The sequence below is a fragment of the Hymenobacter saemangeumensis genome (assembly GCF_039541835.1).
Lineage (GTDB): Bacteria > Bacteroidota > Bacteroidia > Cytophagales > Hymenobacteraceae > Hymenobacter > Hymenobacter saemangeumensis.
This window is the reverse complement of sequence record NZ_BAABGZ010000018.1, coordinates 124,780-147,033: the sequence shown is the minus strand read 5'-3', so window position 1 is coordinate 147,033 and position 22,254 is coordinate 124,780. Positions and strand designations below refer to the sequence as shown.

Genomic DNA, 22,254 nt, shown 5'->3' with positions numbered 1-22,254 from the left:
GCTTGCCATGCAGCCTACCAAAAACGGCCGGCTCTGCGGGCAGTGTGACAAGGAGATTTACGACTTCTCGGCCATGAGCTGGGCCGCAATTGCCCAAACTCAGGCCCAGCACGGCAATGCCCTGTGCGGCATGTACACCCCGGCGCAGCTGGCGCATTGGGGGCAGTCGCCTCCCCCTGGGGCCTGCGCCAAGCTGGCGGCCGCCACAACGCTCGCCCTTGGCTTGTCTGCAATTCAAGCCCCGGCCCAAACAGCTGCCGTAACAACTGCTGGTCTGAAGCTCAGCGGCACGGTAATGACAACCTCTGCCAAAGGCAAACCCGAGCCGCTACCTTTCGCTTCGGTGTATTTACTTGCCACCAATCAAGGCGTCCTCACCGATGAGAAGGGGCATTATGAGTTGTCTATTCCAGCTGACTTGAACAGCAACGACTCCACATTCGTCGTCTTTATAAGCCTGGGATTCAGCAAAGTCCAGTGGGCAATACCGCGTCAAAGCCAGGGACAGCTGGAGCACGACGCGTTCCTGACAATAGACCACAGTTTCGTGGGGTTTTCAATTCGAAAGCCTACCTTGATGGAACAGGTAAAATGGAGTCTGAAACGCTGGTTTGGTCGAAAAGAGGAGTAGCAACCTTCTTTTCAGCCCTGATTAATCAGGTTTCCGGGCTTATCAATTATCCCGCAGCCACTGCTCAGCCACCTGCCCTATCTGGCGCGAGTTTAGCGCAGCGTAACTCGTGACCAGCCATGAGGTGGAGGCTGCGCCTCCACTGCCGCGTAGCGGCAAGCCGGGCCTGCACCGCCTGGCCAAGCAGTTGTTCTGATGCGAGGCACAGCCTCGCCCGAACAGCCGACACGAGTTATGCTGCGCTAAACTCGCGCCAGAAGAGGCAGTGCAGCAGCTCCTTTTCCAGTGGCCAGAGCCCGGCTCCGGCTACCCCCGCAGCCGCGCCCATTGCACGGCAATCAGCGTCTTGGCATCCTGAATCGGCTGGGCCAGAAGCTCATTCCAGCTCAGCTCCACCACTTCAATCTGCTCGTTTTCCTCTTCCAGCCCGCCGCCTTCGCCGGTTTTGCGGCTTACCTCGGCGTAGAACACGGCAATGGTTTCAGAATTGCCGCCGGGCGAGGGCCACATGGTCACAATTTCCTCCAGCTTGTCTACCTCGTAGCCCAGCTCTTCCTGAATCTCGCGGCGGATAGTGGCATCGGCCGGCTCATCGCCGTCGCGCATGCCGGCGGCAATTTCCAGCATTTCCTGTTCGGCTCCCACCCGGTACTGCCGGGTAAGCAGGTAAACCTGCCGGGCCGTGTCGTACACCAGCGCCGCCGCCGCATGCCCCGGCTCAAACCGCTCACGCTTGAGCTGCTGCTCACCGTCCTGCACCACGAGCTGGCTGAGCTTATAAAATCCATCGTAAACGCGGCTGCGTTGAACTATCTCCATGGTCGGGGGGCTATGTAGTACCTTTGCGTAGAATTGGGCCGCCGTCGGAGTGGCCCGGGCCCCGCTTTTACGGGCCCTGCGCTGCGTCGGCTGACGCTTGCTGGCGCGAATCTCCCACATTTTTCTCTTTTCGAGGGACCACGGCACCTTTCCGACAGGCCGCCGACCCGGCCGCCGCGTACCCACGCGGCATTTATTTCTATTGATGACGTTTGACGAGTTAAACCTGATTGACCCCATCCTCAAAGCACTAAAAGAGGAAGGTTACACTACCCCCACCCCCATCCAGGAGCAAGCCATTCCGCACGTGCTGGAGGGCAAAGACCTGCTCGGCGTGGCCCAGACCGGTACCGGCAAGACGGCTGCCTTTACCGTGCCCATCCTGCAGGTGCTGCACCGCACCGGGCAGCTGCAGCAGCACGCCCGCGGCGCCATCCGCTGCCTGGTGCTCACGCCCACCCGCGAGCTGGCCATCCAGATTAATGAAAGCTTCGGCGCCTACGGCCGCCACCTGAGCCAGATTCGCCACACCGTCATTTTCGGCGGCGTGGGCCAGAACCCGCAGGTGCAAACCCTCAAGCGCGGCGTGGAAGTCCTCATTGCCACCCCCGGCCGCCTGCTCGACCTGATGAATCAGGGCTTTATCGACCTGCGCCAGATTGAGGTGTTTGTGCTCGACGAGGCCGACCGCATGCTCGACATGGGCTTTATCAACGACATCAAGCGCATTCTGCCCAAGCTGCCCACCAAGCGCCAGACCCTGTTCTTCTCGGCCACCATGCCGGGCCAGATTCAGGAGCTGGCCGCCACCATCCTGCGCCCCAACCCGGTGCGCGTGGCCGTGACGCCCGTCAGCAGCACCGCTGAGACGGTGACACAGTCGGTGTTCATGGTGCAGCAGAGCGACAAGCCCGCCCTGCTGCGCCACATCCTCGAAGACAAGGGCATCAAGCGCGTGCTGGTGTTCACGCGCACCAAGCACGGCGCCGATAAAGTGGTGAAAGCCCTGGCCCAGTACCAGATTCAGGCCGAAGCCATTCACGGCAACAAAAGCCAGAACCACCGCCAGCGGGCCCTGTCCAACTTCAAGGCCGGCAGCACCCGCGTGCTGGTGGCAACCGACATTGCCGCCCGCGGCATCGACGTCGACGAGCTGACCCACGTCATCAACTACGAAATCCCCAACGAGCCCGAAACCTACGTACACCGCATCGGCCGCACGGGCCGGGCTGGTGCTTTCGGTACGGCCTTCTCCTTCGTTGAAGAGGAAGAGCGGGCCTATCTGCAGGATATTCAGAAGCTTATCAAGCGCCAGATTGACGTCGATACCGACCATCCCTACGTGACCACGGCCGTGCGGCCGGTGTCGCTGCACGGCACCGAGCGCATCATCCGGCCCAAAGGCCCGGCGGGTCGCCCGCCCCGCCCCGGCCGTGAGGGCGGCGGCCGTGGCGGCAATGCCGGTCAGGGTGGCGGCCGTCCGGCAGGCAGCTCCTCGCAGGGCGGGGGGCGCTCGGGTGGCAGCAGCCGGCCCGCGGCCCCGGCCGCCGGCTCTTCGGCCGATACCAACCGCCGCTTCGGCAGCGGAGGCGCCCGGGTGCAGGCCGGCGGGGGCGGTGGCCGCCGCCCTTCGCGGGGCGGCGAAGGGGGCTCCCGCCGGGGCTCCTTCTAAAGAAGTAACCAGCGCTTCGGTAAAGTCAGGATTTGGCTTTTAGCAGGTATTGCCCGAGCGGGCCGGAAAACTTTTTCCGGCCCGTTTTGCTTTTTCAGGCAAGTCCAACGCATTCCAACTTTTATGGCTACTTCCTCGCTTCCGCTCATTCAGGCCCTGCGTGCTACGGCTCAGCGCCTGGCTACCCAGGCACCCTACCAGTGGGGCCACATGGGCAGCTGCAACTGCGGCCACCTGGCCCAGACCATCACCAAGCTCAGCAAAGGCGACATCCATGCCCGCGCCATGCAGCGCTACGGCGACTGGGACCAGCAGCTGCGCGACTACTGCCCCACCAGCGGCCTGCCCATCGATGAAACCATCGACGAGATGCTGGCCCTGGGCTTTACCCGTCACGACCTGGCCCACCTCGAGCGCCTCTCCGACCCGGCCATCCGGGCCGCCATTCCGTTTGAGCGCCGCAATGCCCTGCGTCATAACCAGCGCGACGACGTGGTTCTCTACCTGCGCACCTGGGCGGCCCTACTTGAGGAGCAGCTGCTCGATAGCATCAGCCTGCCCAGCCTGGAGCCAGCCCCTGCTCCTCAGCCTGTAGCGGCGCTGCTGGGCTAAGCTACCGCTTCCCTACCTTGACTTACACGCGAAAAGCCCCCACCAACTTGGTTGGCGGGGGCTTTCTGTTTTTCCGGAGGTGACTAATTCACCAGTCGTTATTAGTGAGTAACGTTGCTGCGCTGGGCCTCACGGTACAGCTCGGCGCGGTGCCCACGCTTGTAGGCCGCATCAGCGTTAGGGTCAGCTTCAGCTTCGGGAGCTTGGGAACAGGAAGCCGTCAGGAACAAAGCCGCAAAGGCGGCCAGCAGAAGATTCACGCGGGTCAGTTTCATGCCGCGAAGGTAGCCACTGCCCGGCAAACTGCCAACTGCTTCGAGTAGGAGCACCTCCCGCACTAAACGTGTTAACAGCCGGGTTGAGCGCAGCAGTGAGCGTGCGCCAATATTTACAATTAGTAAGTCTCGCTTCCCGCTACCTGTTGCCTCGCATGCCGGCTCCTGCTTTCCAAGCTCACCTGATAACGTTCGGCCATAGCGCTGCTACTTGGCTCCCTGTTTTTTCGTATTACTCAAGAAAATGCACCCGCCCCCTGTAAAAGCTGTTGCTGCCAGGCTCATCTTCTTAGCTAAGCTTCCAGGGAGCAATGTCATTAAAATTGCACTTTTCCTACCTCTGCGCGGGGCAATATTCTTAGCACTACTAATCTCATTTACCTGCTTACAAGTGGCTTCTCCAAAACCAGGGCAGCCATTATACCCCTTGAAAAACCTGTTGCACCCAGACGTATCGACACTGCTGTTTCAACCAAAATAGAAGGTTTCATTAGCACAGAATCACTACTTGATTTACAGGATGTTATGTAAAAAATAAATTCAACCTTAAGTCGTCTATTGAGCCACCCACAGAAATTAGCACGCATCCGCTAAGCTTCGGTTGCCAAGCAAGCTCAAAGGGGGGGGCTACCCAGGCGCTACAGACCTCGCAAAAAGCCCGTCCAAGGACTCTGCCAAGTTAGATAATACCTCAGTCATAATTTGGGCAAGGTTGGAGAGCATGCGCAAGCGTCTCACTGAAGACACAGTTATCAAGGCCATTTAGGGCCAGTAGGAACTACCGGAAACCTACTCGGCAGCAGCTGCCTGTACTACTCCATCCAGCTGTTAGGACATGGAAAATCAAGGCATACTGAGCCGGCCCATGTGTTTACTTTACTAAACTCCAACGAATGCTTACTCTGGCCGGAAATCAGCAAAGGAGCCGTCCTGGTAAAAAATAACGATGCGGCGAATGGGCTTTTCAGCAGACGCCATCAGCGCGTTCGCCGTTGGCTGGCCCATAGCCTGGGCTGTCAGCGCGCCCGGCAGGGGCTCTGTTTCCCGTGGCACAGCCTCCACTGGAGCTGCTGGACTAGTATTGAGCCTGGGAGGAGCAGTAGGCTCGGGCACGGGAATAGCCGGCCCACTACCGCCTGTAAAGCGCTGAAGCGGGGGCATTGGTGACGTTTTACGGGGCTTGGGCGCAACGGGCACGGTCTCTGCCGCATCAGGCACAGGCCGGGAAGCTCGCCGGGGTGGCGCCGGGCTGGGGGCCTGGCCCTGAGTAGGGGCTGCGGGTGGCGAAACGGGGGCAGGTGCACTTTCCGATGGGCTTTCTGCGTCAGCCGCAGCAGTGCCAAGGGTCATTTCACCTATGCCATTAAGCAGCCAGGCCATGGAAAGCTCGGGGAAGGCGGCCAGTATTTTCTGGACGACCTCCAGACTGGGCTTGTTACGCCCCGACAGAATATGGCTGATAACCGGACGCGCTGCCCCGATGGCATCGGCAAACTGAGTTGGGCTAAGCTGCCGGGCTTGCAGAATAAGGCGGATGCGGTCGACCATGTGCTCCATTTTGGTTTACAAATGTGGGGCAAATATTTCAAATGACAGAGGAACCCGAACCGTTTACATATGTAATACAAATGTTAACCGAGCCACTACCTTGTTACTCCAGTTTACCTTTGTGAATACAATTGTAAACTAACTTCTTTCCCTCTGCACTACGCTTTGCTGAGACTATAAAGCAACAGCCCGGTCGCTGGGGAGCGACCGGGCTGTTGCTTTGTGGCAGACGAAGCTGCCTCTATCAATCCCTTAAGGGGTGGCGTTCTTCTTAATCAAACAGCTCGCGAGCCAGCTGCTTATCGTGGCCGTAGATGTCTTCCCGGAAGTGCGGGTGCCCATCGGCATCGGCCCAGGCGGTAAAGTACACCAGGTAAACCGGCAGCTTCTCCTTCATGGTAACGTACTTTTCCCGACGCCGGGCAATGGTATCCTGAATGGCTTGCTGGCTCCATTTCGGCTGGTCGCGCAGCAGGTAAGTGGCCAGCTTGATGGGCTCCTCTACCCGCACACAGCCGTGGCTGAAGCTGCGTTGCGACTGGGAAAAAAGGGCGTCGTGCGGGGTATCGTGCAGGTACACGTCGTTCGAATTTGGGAAGATAAACTTGACATCCCCCAGGTCATTTTTCGGTCCGGGCTTTTTTCGGAGCGTGTACTTAAAGTTCTTTTCTGTCACGTTGGCCCAGTCGATGCTCGTGGGGTCAACGACGACGGCCTTGCGCCCGGAGCCTTTTACGACCTCCATATCCAGGCGATTGAGGTAGCCGGCGGGGTCGGCCACGAGCTTCTCCCGAAGCTCATTGTCGATGATGCTGAACGGCACATTCCAGTAGGGCGACAGCACCACGTACTCCATTTTGTCGCTGAAAATCGGCGTCGCGTTGAGCGCCTTTCCAACAATGACGCGCATGGTGAAAGCTTCTTTTCCGTTCTCGTACATGTAGAGCCTGTACTCCGGAATGTTTACGAGCAGGTAGTTGTCCTCAAACTTTTTGGGCAGCCAGCGCCAGCGCTCCATGTTCAGAATAAGCTGGTCGATGCGCTGGCCGATGGGAACGTTGAGCTGCTTGAGCGTCTCGCCGCCCACTATCCCGTCGGCTTTCAGGCCTGCGTCCTGCTGAAATTTTTTAACGGCTTCAACCAGCTCCGGACCGTAAATCTGGTCGGCAGTGGGGGCCGGGGCCCCCGCGCCACCGGGGTTGGTCGATACCGGCGTGGCCGTCATCGGAGCCTCGGCGGGCTGCCCGCCCGCTGCTCCGGCCGTACCCAGCAGACGCTGCCTCAGGGCGGGCACTGCGGGGTTGGACTCGCCGGGCTTGAGCTTCAGCGAAGCCGGCAATACCGGCCAGCCTCCGGCTCGCTCCTGGGCCCGGTAGGCCTGCAGCGCTTTCTTCAGGTAAGCATATTCGGGGTGCAGCGGCGCAAACTCATAGTAGTTATAGCGACTCTTGCGGTCGCCCAAAAACGTTAGCAGGGCTTTGTGCAGCTTAATCTTATTGGGCTTCACTTTCCAGTCGGCGCTCTTCATATCGCGCGGATTGGCCACCCCACGATAGTAATCGGAGGCCCAGTTGAGGTAGGTTCCGGTAAGGGCAACATCGATTTCCCGCTCCAGGCTGTTACGCCGCGCAGTATCGCCACGGGCCTGCTCGAAGTCCGCAAACAACTTTTTAAAGTCCTTAACCTGGTAGTCCTTAGGCTCCAGGCCTTCATCTCGTGCTTTAGCTATAATGCTTAGCAAGTCCTGGGCCCGCGGCACCAGCTGATGGTTTTTAAACCACCCTAGCTCAAACTGCCGCTCCCGGTAAAAGCGCCGGGCAGCCAAAGTATGCTCCTTGAAGCGTGGCTCGGCCTGCAGGGCCTTGATGACGTAGGTGCTGTCGAGCCGGGGCTGGGCACCCACTACCGCCGGACGGGAGCCGGCCTCGGTGTTGCTGCTGCCTTGGGCGCTGCTTTGGTCGGAGCCACAGGAGAGCAGGGCCGGCAAGCCCAGCATGCCAGCCAGCAGCACCCACACCAACGTAGTATAGCGAACGAAAAAAATCATGGATTGAGTCGTAGCAAAAAGGGACAGAAGCCCCCGGCACCCGCCGGCGGCATTGCTTGTACTGTCAAGCTTGCCGGCTGGTTGCCTTCAGTCGGTTCTGGCCGACCAAGGCGCAAGTTACATGAAGCCGGCGCTCGGGCCTCTTCCCAGGCAGGAGCAGACCAAAATATTTTGCCACCTTCCCGCGAAGCTTAGTCCTACATTTGGGTGAATGGCAAAGTTCCGGTGGCGCCTCCATGCTGTCGGCGCTGCCGGCTTTGCCTGCCCTTTCCTTTTCTTTCATTATCCCATCCATGCCCCTTCCCACCCCCCACGCTTCCGCCCCTCTTTCCGCCGACCCCCACAGCCATGCCAGCCGCAGCCCGGTCCGGGTGAGCCATCTGGTACTGGAGCTAAGTGTCGACTTTGAGAGCCGTACTCTGGCCGGCCTTGCTACCTGGCAGCTGGCCAACCCCGGGGCTGGCTCAGAGCTGGTCCTGGACGCGCGCGACCTTGTCATCGAAGGCGTCGAGCAAACCGGCCCCGGGCTGGCAGCATCCGCCCCGGCTGCGTTTGAGCTGGGCCCCGCCGACCCGCTGCTGGGGGCGCCGCTGCGCATTAGCCTGGCGCCCGGGGCCGCGGCCGTGCGCATCCGCTACCGCACGGCTCCCGGCGCCGCGGCCCTGCAGTGGCTTGTCCCGGAGCAGACCAGCGGCAGCCAGCCTTTCCTCTTCACGCAGTCGCAGGCTATCCTGGCGCGCACCTGGCTGCCTTGTCAGGATTCGCCCGGCATCCGGTTTACCTACGAGGCTACGGTGCGCGTGCCGCCGCACTTGCTGGCCCTGATGAGCGCCAGCAATCCGCAGGAGCTTCATGCTACCGGCACCTACCACTTTCGCATGGACCAGCCCATCCCGGCTTACCTGATGGCGCTGGCCGTGGGCGACCTGGCCTTTGCCCCGCTCAGCTCCCGCACCGGCATCTACGCCGAACCCGCCACCCTCCCCCTGGCCACGGCCGAGTTCGGCGACCTCGAAAACATGGTAGCCGCCGCCGAGCAGCTCTATGGCCCTTACCGCTGGGAGCGGTACGACTTGCTGGTGCTGCCACCCAGCTTTCCTTTTGGAGGGATGGAAAACCCCCGGTTAACATTTGTAACACCCACCATCCTGGCCGGCGACCGCAGCCTGACCAGTCTGGTTGCCCACGAGCTGGCCCACTCCTGGTCGGGCAACCTGGTTACAAATGCAACGTGGAACGACTTCTGGCTAAACGAGGGCTTTACCGTGTACTTCGAGCGGCGCATCATGGAACATTTGTATGGCCGCGACTATGCCCAGATGCTGCAGGTGCTGGGGCGCACCGGCCTCGACCACACCATTGAGGAAATTGGCCCGCTCAGCCCCGACACCCACCTGCGCCTGCAGCTGGCCGGCCGCGACCCGGATGAGGGCCTCACCGAAATTGCGTATGAGAAGGGCTGCTACCTGCTGCTGACCTTGGAAAGCCTGGTGGGCCGCCCCCGCCTCGACACCTTCATTAAGGAGTACTTCGCCCGCTTCAGCTTTCAGGCCATGGACACAGCCACCTTCCTGGACTACCTGCGCCGCGAGCTGCTGGACCGGGAGCCCGGGCTGGAAGCAAAGCTGCGCCTGGCGGAATGGGTCGACGGCCCCGGCCTGCCCGACAACGCCCCGAGCATTTCTTCGACCCGTTTCGCCCAGGTGGAAGCAGCCCTGGCCCGACTGGCCGCCGGTACCGCTCCGACCGAGCTGGCCACGGATACGGTGGAATGGAGCAGCCACGAGTGGGTGCATTTTCTGCACGGCCTCCCCCCTGCCCTCCCGGCCGACGAGCTGGCTGGCATCGACGCGGCTTTTGGTTTTAGCACTTCGGGCAATGCCGAGGTATTGGCCGCCTGGTTTCCCCACACCATCCGGGCCGGGTACCAGCCGGCCGAGGTGCCGCTGCGAAAGTTTCTGCTGCATGTAGGCCGGCGCAAGTTCATCGTTCCGCTCTACAAAGCCATATTGGCTACGCCGGGCGGGGCCGGGAAGGCCCGGCAGCTTTATGCTGAGGCGCGGGCCAACTACCACTCCGTCGCAACCGGCACGCTTGATGCTCTGTTGAAGTAAGCGGGGGCTGTTGAATTCCCGCTGCTTTTTATCTTTCGCCTCGTATCAGTCATTTATAAGTTGAAAACTCGCATTCCTTTAGGTAAGCTCATTGCCGTGGGTGGCAATGAAGACAAGGGGACCTACCCTTCCACGCGCACCAAGCGCAAGTACTACCTGAACTTCTTCGAGCTCGGCATCCTCAAGCGCATCGTGCTGGAGTCGGGCAAGGCCGACCCTCGAATTGAGGTTATCACCACCGCCTCGATGATTCCCCAGGAAGTAGGCCCCATCTACGTGTCGTCGTTTGCGATGCTCAATTGCATGAACGTGGGCGTGATGGATATTCGCACGCCGGAAGATGCACGGCAGCCCGAGTACCTGGAGCGCATGCTGGCCGCCGATGTCATCATGTTCTCGGGCGGCAACCAGTCGCGCCTGCGGGAGATGTTTGGCGAGACGGACTTCCTCGACCGCATGCTGCAGCGCTACTACGCCGAGCCGCACTTTGTGATTGCCGGCACCAGCGCCGGCGCCATGGCCATGTCGCAGCACATGATTCGCGGGGGCTCCGTGCCCGATGCCCTGCTCAAAGGCGCCGTAAAGATGGGCCCCGGCCTGGGCCTGCTGCCGTCGGCCATTGTCGACTCCCACTTCGTGAAGCGGGGCCGCTTTGGCCGCCTCATCGAGTCGGTAGCCCTCTACCCCAAGCTCATCGGCATTGGCCTGGGCGAAGACACCGGCGTGCTGATTACCGAAGGCAACCTTGTGGAAACCATTGGCTCCAACCTGGTTATCATCATGGATGGCCACACCATTCAGCACAACAATGCCGCCGCAGCGAAGAAAGGCGCTGCCATTTCGGTGGAAAATGTCACCATGCACGTACTGGCCAAGGGCAACGTCTACGACATGCGCGAACGGAAATTCTATGTCAGCAAAGAGGCCATGACTGGTAAGGCCCAGCACTCACCGGCCATCGCCAGCACTGCCCTTTAAGTTGTCAGTTGTTAGTTGTTAGTTGTTAGCCTACGTGTAAGCATCTCACTGACAAATAAAAACGATACAATTGGCTTACTTGTAAAGGCCTACTCAAGCGAAGCCTAAGCCAGGTTGGGACACAACTTATTTTACTAACGCCTAAACCGCAAACAAAAGGCCGCTGCCCGAACAGGCAGCGGCCTTTTGTTTGCGCAGCATTTCCTGCTATTCCTTGTAAATAGCCACGTAGGGTGCCTGCACGGCCGTACGGCTGGCCCGGTACATGCCTTCCGAGTTAAAGGGCAAAGTCACGTTGCCGGCCGCATCGACAGCCACCAGGCCGCCTTCGCCGCCGGCGGGCGCCAGCTTGTCGTGCACCACGATGCGGCAGGCTTCCTGCAGGCTCAGGCCTTTGTACTCCATCAGGCAGGCGATGTCGTAGGCGGCCACGGCCCTGATAAAGTACTCGCCGTGCCCGGTGCAGCTGATGGCGCAGCGTGCGTCGGCCCAGGTGCCGGCCCCGATGATGGGCGAGTCGCCGATACGGGCGTAGCGCTTGTTGGTCATGCCCCCGGTGCTGGTGGCAGCGGCCAGGCTCCCGTGCCGGTCGCAGGCCACGGCGCCCACCGTGCCCTTCTTCCAGTTCGGGTCGGCCGTGGCTTCCACGAAGTGGCCCGGCTCTTCCAGCGGGGCCGGCTCGGCCTGGGCCCGGGAGTGGTCGAGGCGTACGCGGCCTTCGCGCAGGGCTTCCTGCAGCTGGTCGTAGCGGTGCTGGGTGAAAAAGTATTCCGGGGGCTGCACGGGCAGGCCGTGCTCAATGGCCAGGGCATCGGCGCCGGGATAGGCCAGCAGCACGTGCTCGGTTTGCTCCATTACCAGGCGGGCGGCGCGGATGGGGTTTTGCACCTGCCGCACCCCGGCCACGGCCCCGGCCCGCCGCAGGCGGCCGTCCATCAGCGCAGCATCCATCTCGTGGTGGCCTTCGTGGGTAAACACCGAGCCGCGCCCGGCATTGAACAGGGGGCAGTCTTCGAGGCTGCGCACCGTGGCTTCCACGGCATCGAGGGCCGCGCCGCCGCTTTCCAGGATGCCGTAGCCGGTGTCGAGGGCCGCCTGCAGGGCCGCCCGGTAAAGTTGTTCTGCTTCGTCGGAAAGCGAGGCCCGGGCAATGGTGCCGGCCCCACCGTGCAGTGCTAATGCGAGCATAATATAATAAGGAGTGGAATGCCCGGTTGAACGGGGCACCGTAAAGGTAGTTGTCGGCTTTGGCTGCAAACCGGAACGTGGCCTGACATTGGGAGAATCCAGGCGTGAGAACAAAAAGCAGAGTGTAATGCCGCGTTCCGGTCCGGCCCTATCCCTACTACACCTACCGGCTGAAAAACCGGCTGTATAAAACTTACAGCTCTCCTACCCTGCCAAGGCCAACTTTTAAACGCCACAGCCACACGGCGGCCAGCCCTGAAAAGCAAAGCTCTAAGGCGTGGCTGAAAAGCGTAAGAAAGTGCTTTGGCAGGCGAACTAGAGTTTTTTTTCGTACGTTTGAGGGTATAGTTTAACATTCCAAAACACCCCTTTTATGGCATACGACGTAACCGGCCGGCTGCATGAAATCTTTGACGAACAGCAGGTAAGCGAAAAATTCCGCAAGCGGGAATTCGTGCTTGAGGTTCAGGATGGCCAATATCCCGAGCATATCAAATTCCAGATGGTGCAGGACAAAACCAGCCTCATCGACCCCTACAAAATGGGCGACGAGGTGAAGGTAACCTTCAACCTGCGCGGCCGTGGCTTCAATAAGAACGGCCAGATGATTTACTTCACCAACCTCGAAGCCTGGCGCATTGAGCCCGCTTCGGGCGGTGCTGGCGGTGGCAACTTTGGCGGCGGCCAGCAGCAGGCGGCTCCCCGCCCGGCGGCCCAGAACCAGAACCCGGGCCTGCGTGCCCAGCCGGCAGCTCCCATTGCCAGCGACGACGACAACGACCTGCCTTTCTAAGGCTGAGGGCCCCGCGCCCTTCGTGAACCGACCGGTATTTGCGTACTGATAGACGTGACACCACCCTCACGCGGCGTGCCGCCCCCGATTGCCGGGGGCGGCACGTTTGCTTTACATCCCTCGTATAGCTGGCATGAACCTACGGGAATTACTGGAGCTCATTGGCCGCGGAGAAGGCGAAGAGCTGGAATTCAAAAAGAAAACCACTCACCCCCACCGCATCTCGCGCACGCTGGCTTCGCTGGCCAACACCCGCGGCGGCTACGTGCTGGTGGGCGTCGACGACGACGGCCGCATTGTGGGGGTGCGCGATGCCGAAGAGGAGATGTTTGTGATGCGCGAGGCGGCTGCGCACTACATCGAGCCCCCGCTCACCACCCTGCGCTTTAAGGAGATTGAAGACGAGGGCCGCAGCGTGGTGGTGGTAGCAGTGGCTGAGAGCATCAACAAGCCCCACCGGGCCCAGGTGGCACCCGGCGACTGGCGCGGCTACGTGCGCGTGCGCGACGAAAGCGTGCAAACCAGCGGCCTCACCGAAAAAGTGCTGGAGCGGCAGCAGCCCGCCGCCCGCTTCGAAAAGCTGCCCCTCAACCGCCAGGAGCTGGCCGTGCTCGACTACCTCAAAACCCACCCGCGCATCACCCTGCCGCAGTTCATGAAAATGGTGAACTTCGGCAAGCGCCGGGCCTACCAAACGCTGATAAAGCTGGTACTACACGGCTACATCCGCCACCACGACAAGGAAAAGGAGCCGTACTACACGCTTTAGTCTGAACCACGGATTGACACGGATTTTTCGGATTACACGGATTTTGTAGACGATTTCCTTATGTCCCATTGAAAAATAAAAAGGCCACCCCATCGGGTGGCCCTTTTATTTTATGTGGCTTTTTTATCTGGCTGACGACTTCACGTTCGCGCCGTTCACAAAATCCGTGTAATCCGAAAAATCCGTGTCAATCCGTGGTTCAGACAATCTATTCCTGCCGCATTTGCTTCTGGCGTTTCTTTTCGTCTTTCTCCGCCTTCTTCTCCTTCATGGATTTGGCGGGTTCCTTCTTTTTTTCTTTGCGGGCATCTTGCGCTTTGGCCATACTTGAAAGGAGGTTGAGTGGTGAGGTTCAGTAAAAAATCAGGCTTCAAACGAGGCTGGCGGGCCCCTTGTTGTGAGTGGCGAAGGTAGAAATTTTAACGAACTCCGAGCACGGGCAGGTAGCGCTCCTGGAAAATGTTCAGGTGGTGGCGCTCGTGGCCGGGCAGGATGTACAGCAGGGCGTTTACCGTAACCCGGGCGCCGTTGGCCGTGCCGCTGCGCAGCAGCTGCTCGTCGGTGAAGCTTTCAAGCAGGGCCAGGGTGGCGGCGCGGGTGGCCCGGTATTCCGCCAGCAGGTTGCTCATGCTGCGCTCGTTGGCGCCGCTGTTTTCAGCATACTCATTTTCATCGAAGCCGGCCAGGGTCTGGCTGTCGCCGCGGGCAAAGCGCAGGGCACGGTAAGCAAAAATGCGCTCGGTATCAATCTGGTGCAGCAAAAATTGCTTCACCGTCCACTTGCCCTCGGCATACGCCAGCTGCGCCTGCTCCTCGCTGAGGGCTCCCAGGGCGGCTTCTACTTCGGCCGTCTGCTCGCGCAGCATCAGGCGCGGGTCAGCGTCTTCGGGCACGAGGCTGATATACTTTTCATAGTAAGGCAGAAAGTCGCCTTCGACGGGGCGGGCAAGTTGCATACGGTGGGCTGGTTCAGGGGTGAGTGGCAGTGGTTCGTCGGTAGAGTCATTTTGAGCGCCGCTTTCTTCAGCTGCCATTGCGGCGCCGGTTGAAATCAGTGCCTCCTCGGGCAAAGGCTGTGCGGGCGTCAGCTGCAGGCGCACCATTGGAATGGGTGTGGGCAGGGCCGCCGCAGTAGCCCCGAACGCCCAGAGCAGAAAATCAGGCATCACCTTGCCCCAGGTGTCGGGATGGTGGCGGCCGCCTTCCGCTTGGACATAGCGCAGGCGCTGGCTTAGGTCGAGCCCCTGCCCTGCCAGCGCCTCAATCAAATCCAGGCAGTCGTCGATGGAGTCGATGACGCCATTGCCGTCGCGGTCGGACTGCTCGTCGAGGGTACCGGTTTGCAGCCAGAACCGATGCAGGGGGTGCAGGGTGCCGGCCTTCACCAAGCCGTGCATAATGCGGTCGGCGCTGGTATAGCCGGCATCCAGGGCTTTACTGCGCCACCAGAACGAGCCCGAAAACGCCCCGGCCCGTGCAAACGCGGCGGGGTGGTGCCATACTAAGTCAAAAGCCGACAGCCCCCCCAGGGAAAAGCCGGCGAACACGGCTTCGGTGGAGTTGGCCGATACCTTATAATGTAGCTGCACGAAGGGCAGCAATTCTTCGAGCACAAAACGGGTATACGCGGCGGCCATGCTGCCCCGGCCCAGGTAGTCGGCCTGCGCGGCGGTGCCATACTCCTGCTGCCGGGCTTCGCTGGCATGAATGCCCACCAGCACAAAGGGTTGCAGCAGGCCATTGGCAAACATTTCGGCCAGGGTAGCCTGCAGGCCCAGGCGCTCTATATCCTGGCCATCGTTAAGATAGAGCACCGGCAACGTTGGCATCGCCTGGGGCTCAGTCCCGGGGGGCAGCAGAATGCTGAGCTCAACCTTTCGCCCGAGCAGGGCCGACTCAATTACCTCGGCGCAGAGCCGCACGCTACTGGCCGGCTGCATTTCGCTGGAATGTTTTGAAACCATCAAACAAAGTAAAGCCACTGCGGGCACATGCTTCTGATGGGGTTATTTTTTATCTAAGAATTGCGCGGAGCCAATATTTTTTTACTAGTTTGCCGAGCCGCTGTGTATGCAGCGTGCCTTTTTTCACTTCTTCGCTCATCTCATTTTGCAGGAACAACACCGCCGCTTTTACTCGCATCACCTGGGCCAGGACATTGACATGCTGGTATTTGGCAGCTGGGGCTATCCGGTTGTCATCTTCCCCACTTCCGGCGGGCACGACAATGAAGCCCGCGACTTCAAGCTGATTGAGGCCGCCCGCCCGCTGGTGGAAGCCGGCCGCGTGAAGCTGTTCTGCATCGATAGCATCGACCGCTACTCCTGGTATGCCAAGCACCTGCCGCCGGCTGTGCGGGTGCAGAACCATGTTTTCTACGACCAGTTTCTGAGTGAGGAGCTGGTGCCCATGCTGCAGCGCGAGTGCAACGTGGACAAGATTGGCGTAGCCGGCTGCAGCTTCGGCGGCTACCATGCCCTCAACTTCGCTTTCCGCCACCCCAATCAGGTAGCCCACGTCTTCACCATGGGCGCCGCCTTCGACATCCGCCAGTTTGTGGACGGCCACCACGACGACAACGTGTACTTCAACAACCCGCCCGAGTACATGCCCCATGCCCACAGCGAGCATTTTCACTGGATGAACATCATCCTGGGCACGGCCGAGCACGACTTCTGCAAGGAAGACACCTGCCGCATGTCGGCCCTGCTGGCCCACAAAGGCATCAACCACCGCCTCGACATCAAGCCCTTCGGCAACCACGACTGGCCGGTGTGGCGGGAGATGTTTCCGCAGTACCTGAATACAATTTAGGTTTTAGGGACTTAGGTGTTGGGACTTAGTAAGTTCTAGCACCTCTGTCATTGACAGGCAGACGGCTTACCCCTTTTATGCCTACATCAAACCAGACAAGCCTACTCTAAAACCTTACCACTGGGCAAAAACTAAGACCCAAAACCAACATCTTAAGACCTAACACCTAAGTTCCTAAGACCTAACTAAGACCTAAACACTATGAAAAAGATTGGTATCCTCTTCGGCCAGGAAAACACCTTCCCGCAAGCTTTCGTCGACCGGGTAAACGAGAAAGCACCGGCCGACATCCGGGCGGAATTCGTGCAGATTGACCAGGTAGAGCAGCACGTTGCTACCGATTACGCCGTCATCATCGACCGCATCTCCCAGGACGTGCCCTTCTACCGCGCTTTCCTGAAGAACGCCGCCCTCATGGGCACGGCCGTCATTAACAACCCCTTCTGGTGGAGCGCCGACGAGAAGTTCTTCAACAACGCGCTGGCCGTGCGCCTGGGTGTGCCGGTACCCAAAACCCTGCTGCTGCCCAGCAAGGAGCGCCCCGCCGACACCTCCGAACGCTCTTTCCGCAACCTGGCCATGATGGACTGGGAAAAAGCCTTTGCCCACATCGGCTTCCCGGCCTACATGAAGCCCCACTCCGGCGGCGGCTGGAAAAACGTGTACAAGCTGAACTCGCCCGAGGAGTTTTTCCGCGCCTACGACGAGACCGGGCAACTGGTGATGCTGTTTCAGGAAGCCGTGGACTTCACCGACTACTTCCGCTGCTACTGCATCGGCGGCAAAGACGTGCTCATCATGCCCTATGAGCCCCGCAACGAGCCCCACCTGCGCTATGCCACCGAGATGAAAACCACGGGCGAAGCCGGCCAGAAGCTGCTGGCTACCATGAAGGACTACGTGCTGCGCCTCAACCATGGCCTGGGCTACGACTTCAACACCGTAGAGTTTGCCGTGCGCGACGGCATTCCGCTGGCCATCGACTTCGGCAACCCCGCCCCCGACGCCGACGTGAACTCTGTGGGCCAGGCCAACTTTGAGTGGGTAGTAGAAGCCGCTGCCAACATGGCCATTGCCCGTGCCCAGGCCCAAAAGCCCGGCCAGGACAACCTGACCTGGGGCACTTTTGTGCACCCCACGGCTATGGCAGCCCAAGCTGCCGCTCCCAAAACCGCCGCGCCTAAAGCGGCAGCTGCACCGAAGGCTGCTCCGGCCAAAAAAGCGGCTGCCCCTAAAGCGGCGGCTGAGAAGCCTGCTGCTGAGAAGCCCGCTGCCAAAGCCAAAGCGGCTCCCAAAGCGGCGGCCAAGGCCAAGTAAGCCAGCCCATCACTCCTGCCTGCCCACTGCTAGAACGCTGACCAGTATGGCCATGCCCACGTTTACCCTCGGCATCGAGGAGGAATTCCAGACAATCGACCCGCAGACGCGGGAGCTGCGGTCCCACATGTCCAAGATTGTGGAAGACGGCCGCATCACGCTGCACGAACAGGTGAAGGCTGAAATGCACGAAGCTGTGGTGGAAGTCGGCACCGTCATCTGCAAAAACATCGATGAAGCCCGGGCCGAGGTGCTGCACCTGCGCCGGCAGGTAGTGGAGCTGGCCGACCGCGTCGGGCTCAAGATTGCCGCGGCCGGCACCCACCCCTTCTCGCGCTGGCAGGACCAGCCCATCACGCCCGATGCCCGCTACGACAAAATCGTGGAGGAGCTGCAGGAAGCTGCCCGCTCCAACCTGGTTTTTGGCATGCACGTGCACGTGGGCATCGAAAACCGCGACATCGGCGTGTACATGATGAATGCCCTGCGCTACTTCCTGCCCCACCTGTTTGCGCTCAGCACCAACTCCCCGTTCTGGGAGGGGCGCGAAACGGGGTATAAGTCGTTTCGTACCAAGGTGTTCGAGCGCTTCCCGCGCACGGGAATTCCCGGCTACTTCCACAGCGCCAGCGACTACGACGAGTTTATTGCGCTGCTCATCAAGACGGGCTGCATCGACAACGGCAAGAAAATCTGGTGGGACGTGCGGCTGCACCCCTTCTTCGACACCATCGAGTACCGCATCTGCGACCAGATGATGCGGCCCGACGAAACCATTGCCGTAGCGGCGGTGATGCAGGCACTGGTAGCCAAAATCTACAAGCTCAAAAGCCAGAACCTTAACTTCCGCATCTACCGCAGCGCCCTTATCAAGGAAAACAAGTGGCGCGCCGCCCGCTACGGCCTCGATGGCAGCATGATAGACTTCGGCAAGCAGGAGGAAGTACCCACCCGCCTGCTCATCCTGGAGCTGCTCGACTTTATCGACGATGTGGTTGACGAGCTCGGCAGCCGGCACGAGGTAGAGTACGTGCTGAAAATGCTGGAAATGGGCACCGGCGCCGACCGGCAGTTGAAAGTATTCCGGGAAACCGGCGACCTGAGCAAGGTGGTCGACTACATTTTGTCGGAAACTACGCACGGGCTTTAATTGGACTTTTCTACTTTTGTGAAACGCCAGCCGTATGGTTGGCGTTTCTCTTTTTTGCCCTTATTCTACCTGGTGGCTATCAACTAGTTCGCTGGACCACGCTCCGGCTGTAGTCCTATTCCCCTTACCCTCTATGACTCCTATTCGCATAGCCATTCTGGATATGTACAACAACGCGCCCAATGAGGGCATGCGTTGTATCCGTCAGCTGCTGAACCGCGGCGCCGTCGAAAGCCAGCTTGCCTTCCACATCGACACGTTCAACGTGCGGGCCGAAAACCAGGTGCCCGACCTGAGCTACGACATCTACCTCTCCACCGGCGGCCCCGGCAGTCCCCTGCCCTCCGACGAAGCATGGGAGCCGCGCTACTTTGGGTTTATCGACAGCCTGCTGGCATTCAACCGGCAGCATGAGCAGAAAAAGCACCTTTTTCTGATTTGCCACTCCTTTCAGCTGGTAAGCCGGCACCTGGGCATTGGCTTAATCAGCCAGCGCAAGTCCACTTCCTTTGGCGTGCTGCCTGTGCACCTGACTGAAAGCGGCTTGGCCGAGCCGGTTATGCAGGGCCTGCCCGAGCCCTTCTTCATCGTGGATTCGCGCGACTACCAGCTGACCAACCTGGAGATGGACCGGCTGGAGGAGCTGGGAGCCGAGGTGCTGTGCATGGAGAAAGAGCGGCCCCACGTACCCTTGGCCCGCGCCGTGATGGCCGTGCGCTTCACGCCCGAAGTTATTGGCACCCAGTTTCATCCCGAAGCCGATGGCGAAGGCATGCTGCGCTACATGCTGACGGATGAGAAAAAGCAGCAGGTTATTGCCAACCACGGCGAAGCCAAGTACTACGAAATGGTGCGCCTGCTGGCTGACCCCGATACCATCGAGCTGACCGAGTCGGTGATTGTGCCGACCTTCCTGCGCCGGGCCCTGGCCCAACTGGGGGAGCTGGCAGCGGCGTAATTCTGATTTCTTTTGCCAAATTGCGCAAAGCAGGAACTGGCCCCGGCACCGGCCCTTTCTGCTTTGCGCAATTTCATTTCAGCCTTATGATTCCTTCACACCGCCAGACATACAACGCCGGATTCTCAACCGAACGATACCAGGAAATGCTTGCGGATATAGCCCGGCAGCTGCCTGGGCAGCTGGACTTCCGCATTGCCGAAACTCCGGTGTTTATTCCCGCGGTTTTGCGCGATAAATTAATTGCGGCGGGGGAGTCTATTATCAGCGTAATTCAGCAGGATAATTTCAAGGAATTAACCCAGAACGCAATTCCCGCGCACCAGCACGTTCCCGGCGAGGAGGGCCGTCCGGAGTTTTTAACCTTTGACTTTGCAGTGTGCCGCGACGCCCAGGGCGAGCTGGAGCCCCAGCTAATTGAGATGCAGGGCTTCCCTTCTCTCTACGCCTACCAGGCCTGGATGCCAGGCATGTACGCCAAACATTTTCCGGTTGCCGACGGAGTTTCACCCTTTATCGAAACAGCCAACTTCGATTCCTATCAGGAGGCAATGCGGCAGTTTTTACTAGGCAACGAAGCACCGGAAAATGTTATTCTGCTGGAAATATTTCCAGAGAAACAAAAAACCAGGATTGACTTCGCGCTAACCAAAAAACTGTGGAATATTGAAGCCGTATGCCTGACTAAAATTCGCAAAAAAGGCCGCCAACTATTCTATGAGAAAGAAGGTCGCCAAATACCAATTAAGCGCATTTACAACCGCGTAATTTTTGATGAGCTGGAGCGTTACCCCGACCTGCCGGGCGAGTTTAAATTAACCGACGACGTGGACGTAACCTGGATTGGACACCCCAACTGGTTTTTCCGCATCAGTAAGTACACGCTGCCCTTTTTGAGCGGTCCGTACTTCCCGCCCAGCTATTTCCTGCACCAGCTCAGCTCCTACCCTGCCGACCTGGAGAACTACGTGCTGAAGCCGCTATTTTCCTTCGCCGGAGCCGGTGTACGCCTGCACGTTACCGCAGAGGAATTGGATGCCCTGCCCGACAAGCAGCATTATTTATTGCAGCGCAAAGTGCAGTACGAGCCGGTGGTGCAGTCGCCCGATGGCTTGGTGAAATGCGAAATCCGGCTGCTTTACATCTGGCCGGCTGACCAAGCCCAGCCCCGTTTAATGCTGGGTCTGAGCCGCCTCAGCCGGGGTGAGATGATTGGGGTGGACTTCAATAAAAACAAGGATTGGGTAGGTGGTAGCAGCCCGCTGTTTGAGGTAGGTTCATAACTTGAATGTGACTGCACGGCACGCAGCCTCCTTTCTGATTACCAATTGGGCATTACCTTACATTCAGTCGAAAGCGCTAGTAAATAATAAATGCAAATGGAAAATGTGCTCAAAAACAAGTTTAACAAATGGGCATTTATATTATCGTTATGTCTACTTGGACTTTCATCTTGTTGGTTTCCTTGCGCCCCAGCTATCCATGGAATGGTTTTAGACGATAGTACAGGTAAGCCAATCGATAGCGTGAAAATTAATTTTTTTGAGGAGGGTGATTTTATTAAAACAGATTACACGGACTCAACAGGCGTATTTTCTTTCTCAGCAGGTTCAAAAGGGGTGTTTATGACAAAAAAATGTGAAAGAGAATTTATGATAAATTTTAGTAAGCGTGGATACATTGAACAAGACTTCAATGATGATGCACCAAGTACTAGAATTGAAGTCAGATTAAAAAAATAACTACTACCATCAGCAGCTTTGGGTTAGACCGTGCTATGGACTTGTGAGCGAAATTAGCGGGTATGGAACCTACCCGTCGCGCTTATCCCACGACTTAACCGACGACGAATGGGCCTTTTTGCTGCCGTACTTACTGCTGGTGTTCGAGGACGCCGCCCAGTGCCAATACCTGTTCCCGTTGCGTGCACTATGCAAGGCCCTGCGTTATGTGATGCGCACCGGCTGCACCTGGCGGTATTTGCCTCATGATTTGCCGCCTTGGGTCACATGCTCCCCGCAATGGGCCCGCTGGCGCGACGCTCGCGTCTTCGAAGCGCTGACCGACGATTTACGCCAGGTGCTGCGCCTGAACGAGACGTGAACCGCCGACCCTAGTGCCGTGATTTTCGATTCGCGTACGTTGCTGAGCACGCCCGAGAGCGGGCACCGGGCCGGATACGATGGGGCAAAACGGCGCAAAGGCAGCAAGGTCCATGTAGCACTCGACACGCTGGACCATTTACCGGACGCGCTGGTGATGCTGGCCACGGCCCAGGACTGGGCCCAAGAGGCCGCCCTGGCCGACGAAGTGCAGGCCGTCACGGGAAAAACCGTTACCCCGGCCTACGCCAACCAAGGCTACATGGGCCAAGAGCCGGCACTAGCCGCGGCTCAGCACGGCATTGACTTGCACGTCGTCCAATTACCCCTAGCAAAGCGGGGCTTCGTGTTGCGGCCCAAGCGCTGGGTCGTGGAACGCTCCTTTGCCTGGGCCGCCCTGTTCCGGCGATTAGCGCACAATTACGAACGACTGACTACGACCTTGTAAGGCATTTATTACCTCGTCT

The 22,254-nt window shown here is 59.3% G+C and carries 19 protein-coding genes and 1 pseudogene; 14 read left to right on the top strand and 6 right to left on the bottom strand.

What is annotated here, in order from left to right:
- Nucleotides 1-7: 7 nt before the first annotated feature.
- On the top strand, nt 8-631 hold the full coding sequence (locus ABD919_RS09650; RefSeq protein WP_345235788.1) for a carboxypeptidase-like regulatory domain-containing protein: 624 nt from the start codon (nt 8-10) through the stop codon (nt 629-631).
- Between the two features lie 306 nt (nt 632-937).
- Here ABD919_RS09650 and ABD919_RS09645 read toward each other — a convergent pair whose 3' ends face one another.
- Complete coding sequence (locus tag ABD919_RS09645) at nt 938-1,450, bottom strand: NUDIX domain-containing protein (protein ID WP_345235787.1); 513 nt, start codon at nt 1,448-1,450, stop codon at nt 938-940.
- A gap of 205 nt (nt 1,451-1,655) precedes the next feature.
- On the opposite strand from ABD919_RS09645, the gene ABD919_RS09640 reads away from it, so the two are divergent.
- Both ABD919_RS09640 and ABD919_RS09635 read left to right on the top strand, forming a co-directional pair.
- Nucleotides 1,656-3,122: a DEAD/DEAH box helicase gene (locus ABD919_RS09640; RefSeq protein ID WP_345235786.1), complete on the top strand. Its 1,467-nt coding sequence runs from the start codon at nt 1,656-1,658 to the stop codon at nt 3,120-3,122.
- A 123-nt stretch (nt 3,123-3,245) separates the two neighbouring features.
- Nucleotides 3,246-3,734: a hypothetical protein gene (locus ABD919_RS09635; RefSeq protein ID WP_345235785.1), complete on the top strand. Its 489-nt coding sequence runs from the start codon at nt 3,246-3,248 to the stop codon at nt 3,732-3,734.
- A 101-nt stretch (nt 3,735-3,835) separates the two neighbouring features.
- Here ABD919_RS09635 and ABD919_RS09630 read toward each other — a convergent pair whose 3' ends face one another.
- From ABD919_RS09630 to ABD919_RS09625, 3 genes are all read right to left on the bottom strand, one after another.
- Nucleotides 3,836-4,009, bottom strand: coding sequence for a hypothetical protein (locus tag ABD919_RS09630; protein WP_345235784.1), 174 nt, complete (start codon nt 4,007-4,009; stop codon nt 3,836-3,838).
- Nucleotides 4,010-4,906: 897 nt separating this feature from the next.
- Complete coding sequence (locus ABD919_RS23965; protein ID WP_425556404.1) at nt 4,907-5,557, bottom strand: helix-turn-helix domain-containing protein; 651 nt, start codon at nt 5,555-5,557, stop codon at nt 4,907-4,909.
- Between the two features lie 271 nt (nt 5,558-5,828).
- Nucleotides 5,829-7,604 carry a L,D-transpeptidase family protein gene (locus ABD919_RS09625; protein WP_345235783.1) on the bottom strand — a complete coding sequence of 592 codons (1,776 nt, stop codon included), beginning with the start codon at nt 7,602-7,604 and terminating at the stop codon, nt 5,829-5,831.
- A gap of 293 nt (nt 7,605-7,897) precedes the next feature.
- On the opposite strand from ABD919_RS09625, the gene ABD919_RS09620 reads away from it, so the two are divergent.
- Complete coding sequence (locus ABD919_RS09620) at nt 7,898-9,718, top strand: M1 family metallopeptidase (RefSeq protein ID WP_345235782.1); 1,821 nt, start codon at nt 7,898-7,900, stop codon at nt 9,716-9,718.
- 60 nt (nt 9,719-9,778) lie between these two features.
- Nucleotides 9,779-10,696: a cyanophycinase gene (locus tag ABD919_RS09615; RefSeq protein WP_345235781.1), complete on the top strand. Its 918-nt coding sequence runs from the start codon at nt 9,779-9,781 to the stop codon at nt 10,694-10,696.
- Between the two features lie 207 nt (nt 10,697-10,903).
- On the opposite strand, the gene ABD919_RS09610 is transcribed toward ABD919_RS09615, so the two are convergent.
- Nucleotides 10,904-11,884, bottom strand: coding sequence for an isoaspartyl peptidase/L-asparaginase family protein (locus ABD919_RS09610; protein ID WP_345235780.1), 981 nt, complete (start codon nt 11,882-11,884; stop codon nt 10,904-10,906).
- Nucleotides 11,885-12,257: 373 nt separating this feature from the next.
- Between ABD919_RS09610 and ABD919_RS09605 the strand changes: the two genes are divergently transcribed.
- Both ABD919_RS09605 and ABD919_RS09600 read left to right on the top strand, forming a co-directional pair.
- Complete coding sequence (locus ABD919_RS09605) at nt 12,258-12,677, top strand: DUF3127 domain-containing protein (protein ID WP_345235779.1); 420 nt, start codon at nt 12,258-12,260, stop codon at nt 12,675-12,677.
- Nucleotides 12,678-12,810: 133 nt separating this feature from the next.
- Complete coding sequence (locus tag ABD919_RS09600) at nt 12,811-13,446, top strand: AlbA family DNA-binding domain-containing protein (protein WP_345235778.1); 636 nt, start codon at nt 12,811-12,813, stop codon at nt 13,444-13,446.
- Nucleotides 13,447-13,865: 419 nt separating this feature from the next.
- On the opposite strand, the gene ABD919_RS09595 is transcribed toward ABD919_RS09600, so the two are convergent.
- Nucleotides 13,866-15,386, bottom strand: a complete 1,521-nt coding sequence (locus ABD919_RS09595) for a DinB family protein (protein ID WP_345235777.1) — start codon at nt 15,384-15,386, stop codon at nt 13,866-13,868.
- A 169-nt stretch (nt 15,387-15,555) separates the two neighbouring features.
- Here ABD919_RS09595 and ABD919_RS09590 point away from each other — a divergent pair, with 169 nt between their 5' ends.
- From ABD919_RS09590 to ABD919_RS09560, 7 genes and pseudogenes are all read left to right on the top strand, one after another.
- Nucleotides 15,556-16,260 (top strand): alpha/beta fold hydrolase, encoded by a 705-nt coding sequence (locus tag ABD919_RS09590; protein WP_345235838.1) that lies wholly within the window; start codon nt 15,556-15,558, stop codon nt 16,258-16,260.
- 201 nt (nt 16,261-16,461) lie between these two features.
- On the top strand, nt 16,462-17,577 hold the full coding sequence (locus tag ABD919_RS09585; RefSeq protein WP_345235776.1) for an ATP-grasp domain-containing protein: 1,116 nt from the start codon (nt 16,462-16,464) through the stop codon (nt 17,575-17,577).
- Between the two features lie 52 nt (nt 17,578-17,629).
- Nucleotides 17,630-18,727: a carboxylate-amine ligase gene (locus tag ABD919_RS09580; protein ID WP_345235775.1), complete on the top strand. Its 1,098-nt coding sequence runs from the start codon at nt 17,630-17,632 to the stop codon at nt 18,725-18,727.
- A 133-nt stretch (nt 18,728-18,860) separates the two neighbouring features.
- Entirely contained in the window at nt 18,861-19,685 is an 825-nt protein-coding gene (locus tag ABD919_RS09575) for a type 1 glutamine amidotransferase (RefSeq protein WP_345235774.1), read from the top strand.
- An 86-nt stretch (nt 19,686-19,771) separates the two neighbouring features.
- On the top strand, nt 19,772-20,968 hold the full coding sequence (locus ABD919_RS09570) for a hypothetical protein (protein WP_345235773.1): 1,197 nt from the start codon (nt 19,772-19,774) through the stop codon (nt 20,966-20,968).
- A 96-nt stretch (nt 20,969-21,064) separates the two neighbouring features.
- Nucleotides 21,065-21,427 carry a hypothetical protein gene (locus tag ABD919_RS09565; RefSeq protein ID WP_345235772.1) on the top strand — a complete coding sequence of 121 codons (363 nt, stop codon included), beginning with the start codon at nt 21,065-21,067 and terminating at the stop codon, nt 21,425-21,427.
- Between the two features lie 62 nt (nt 21,428-21,489).
- A pseudogene (locus ABD919_RS09560) lies at nt 21,490-22,235 on the top strand (IS5 family transposase).
- The last annotated feature ends 19 nt before the right edge of the window (nt 22,236-22,254 follow it).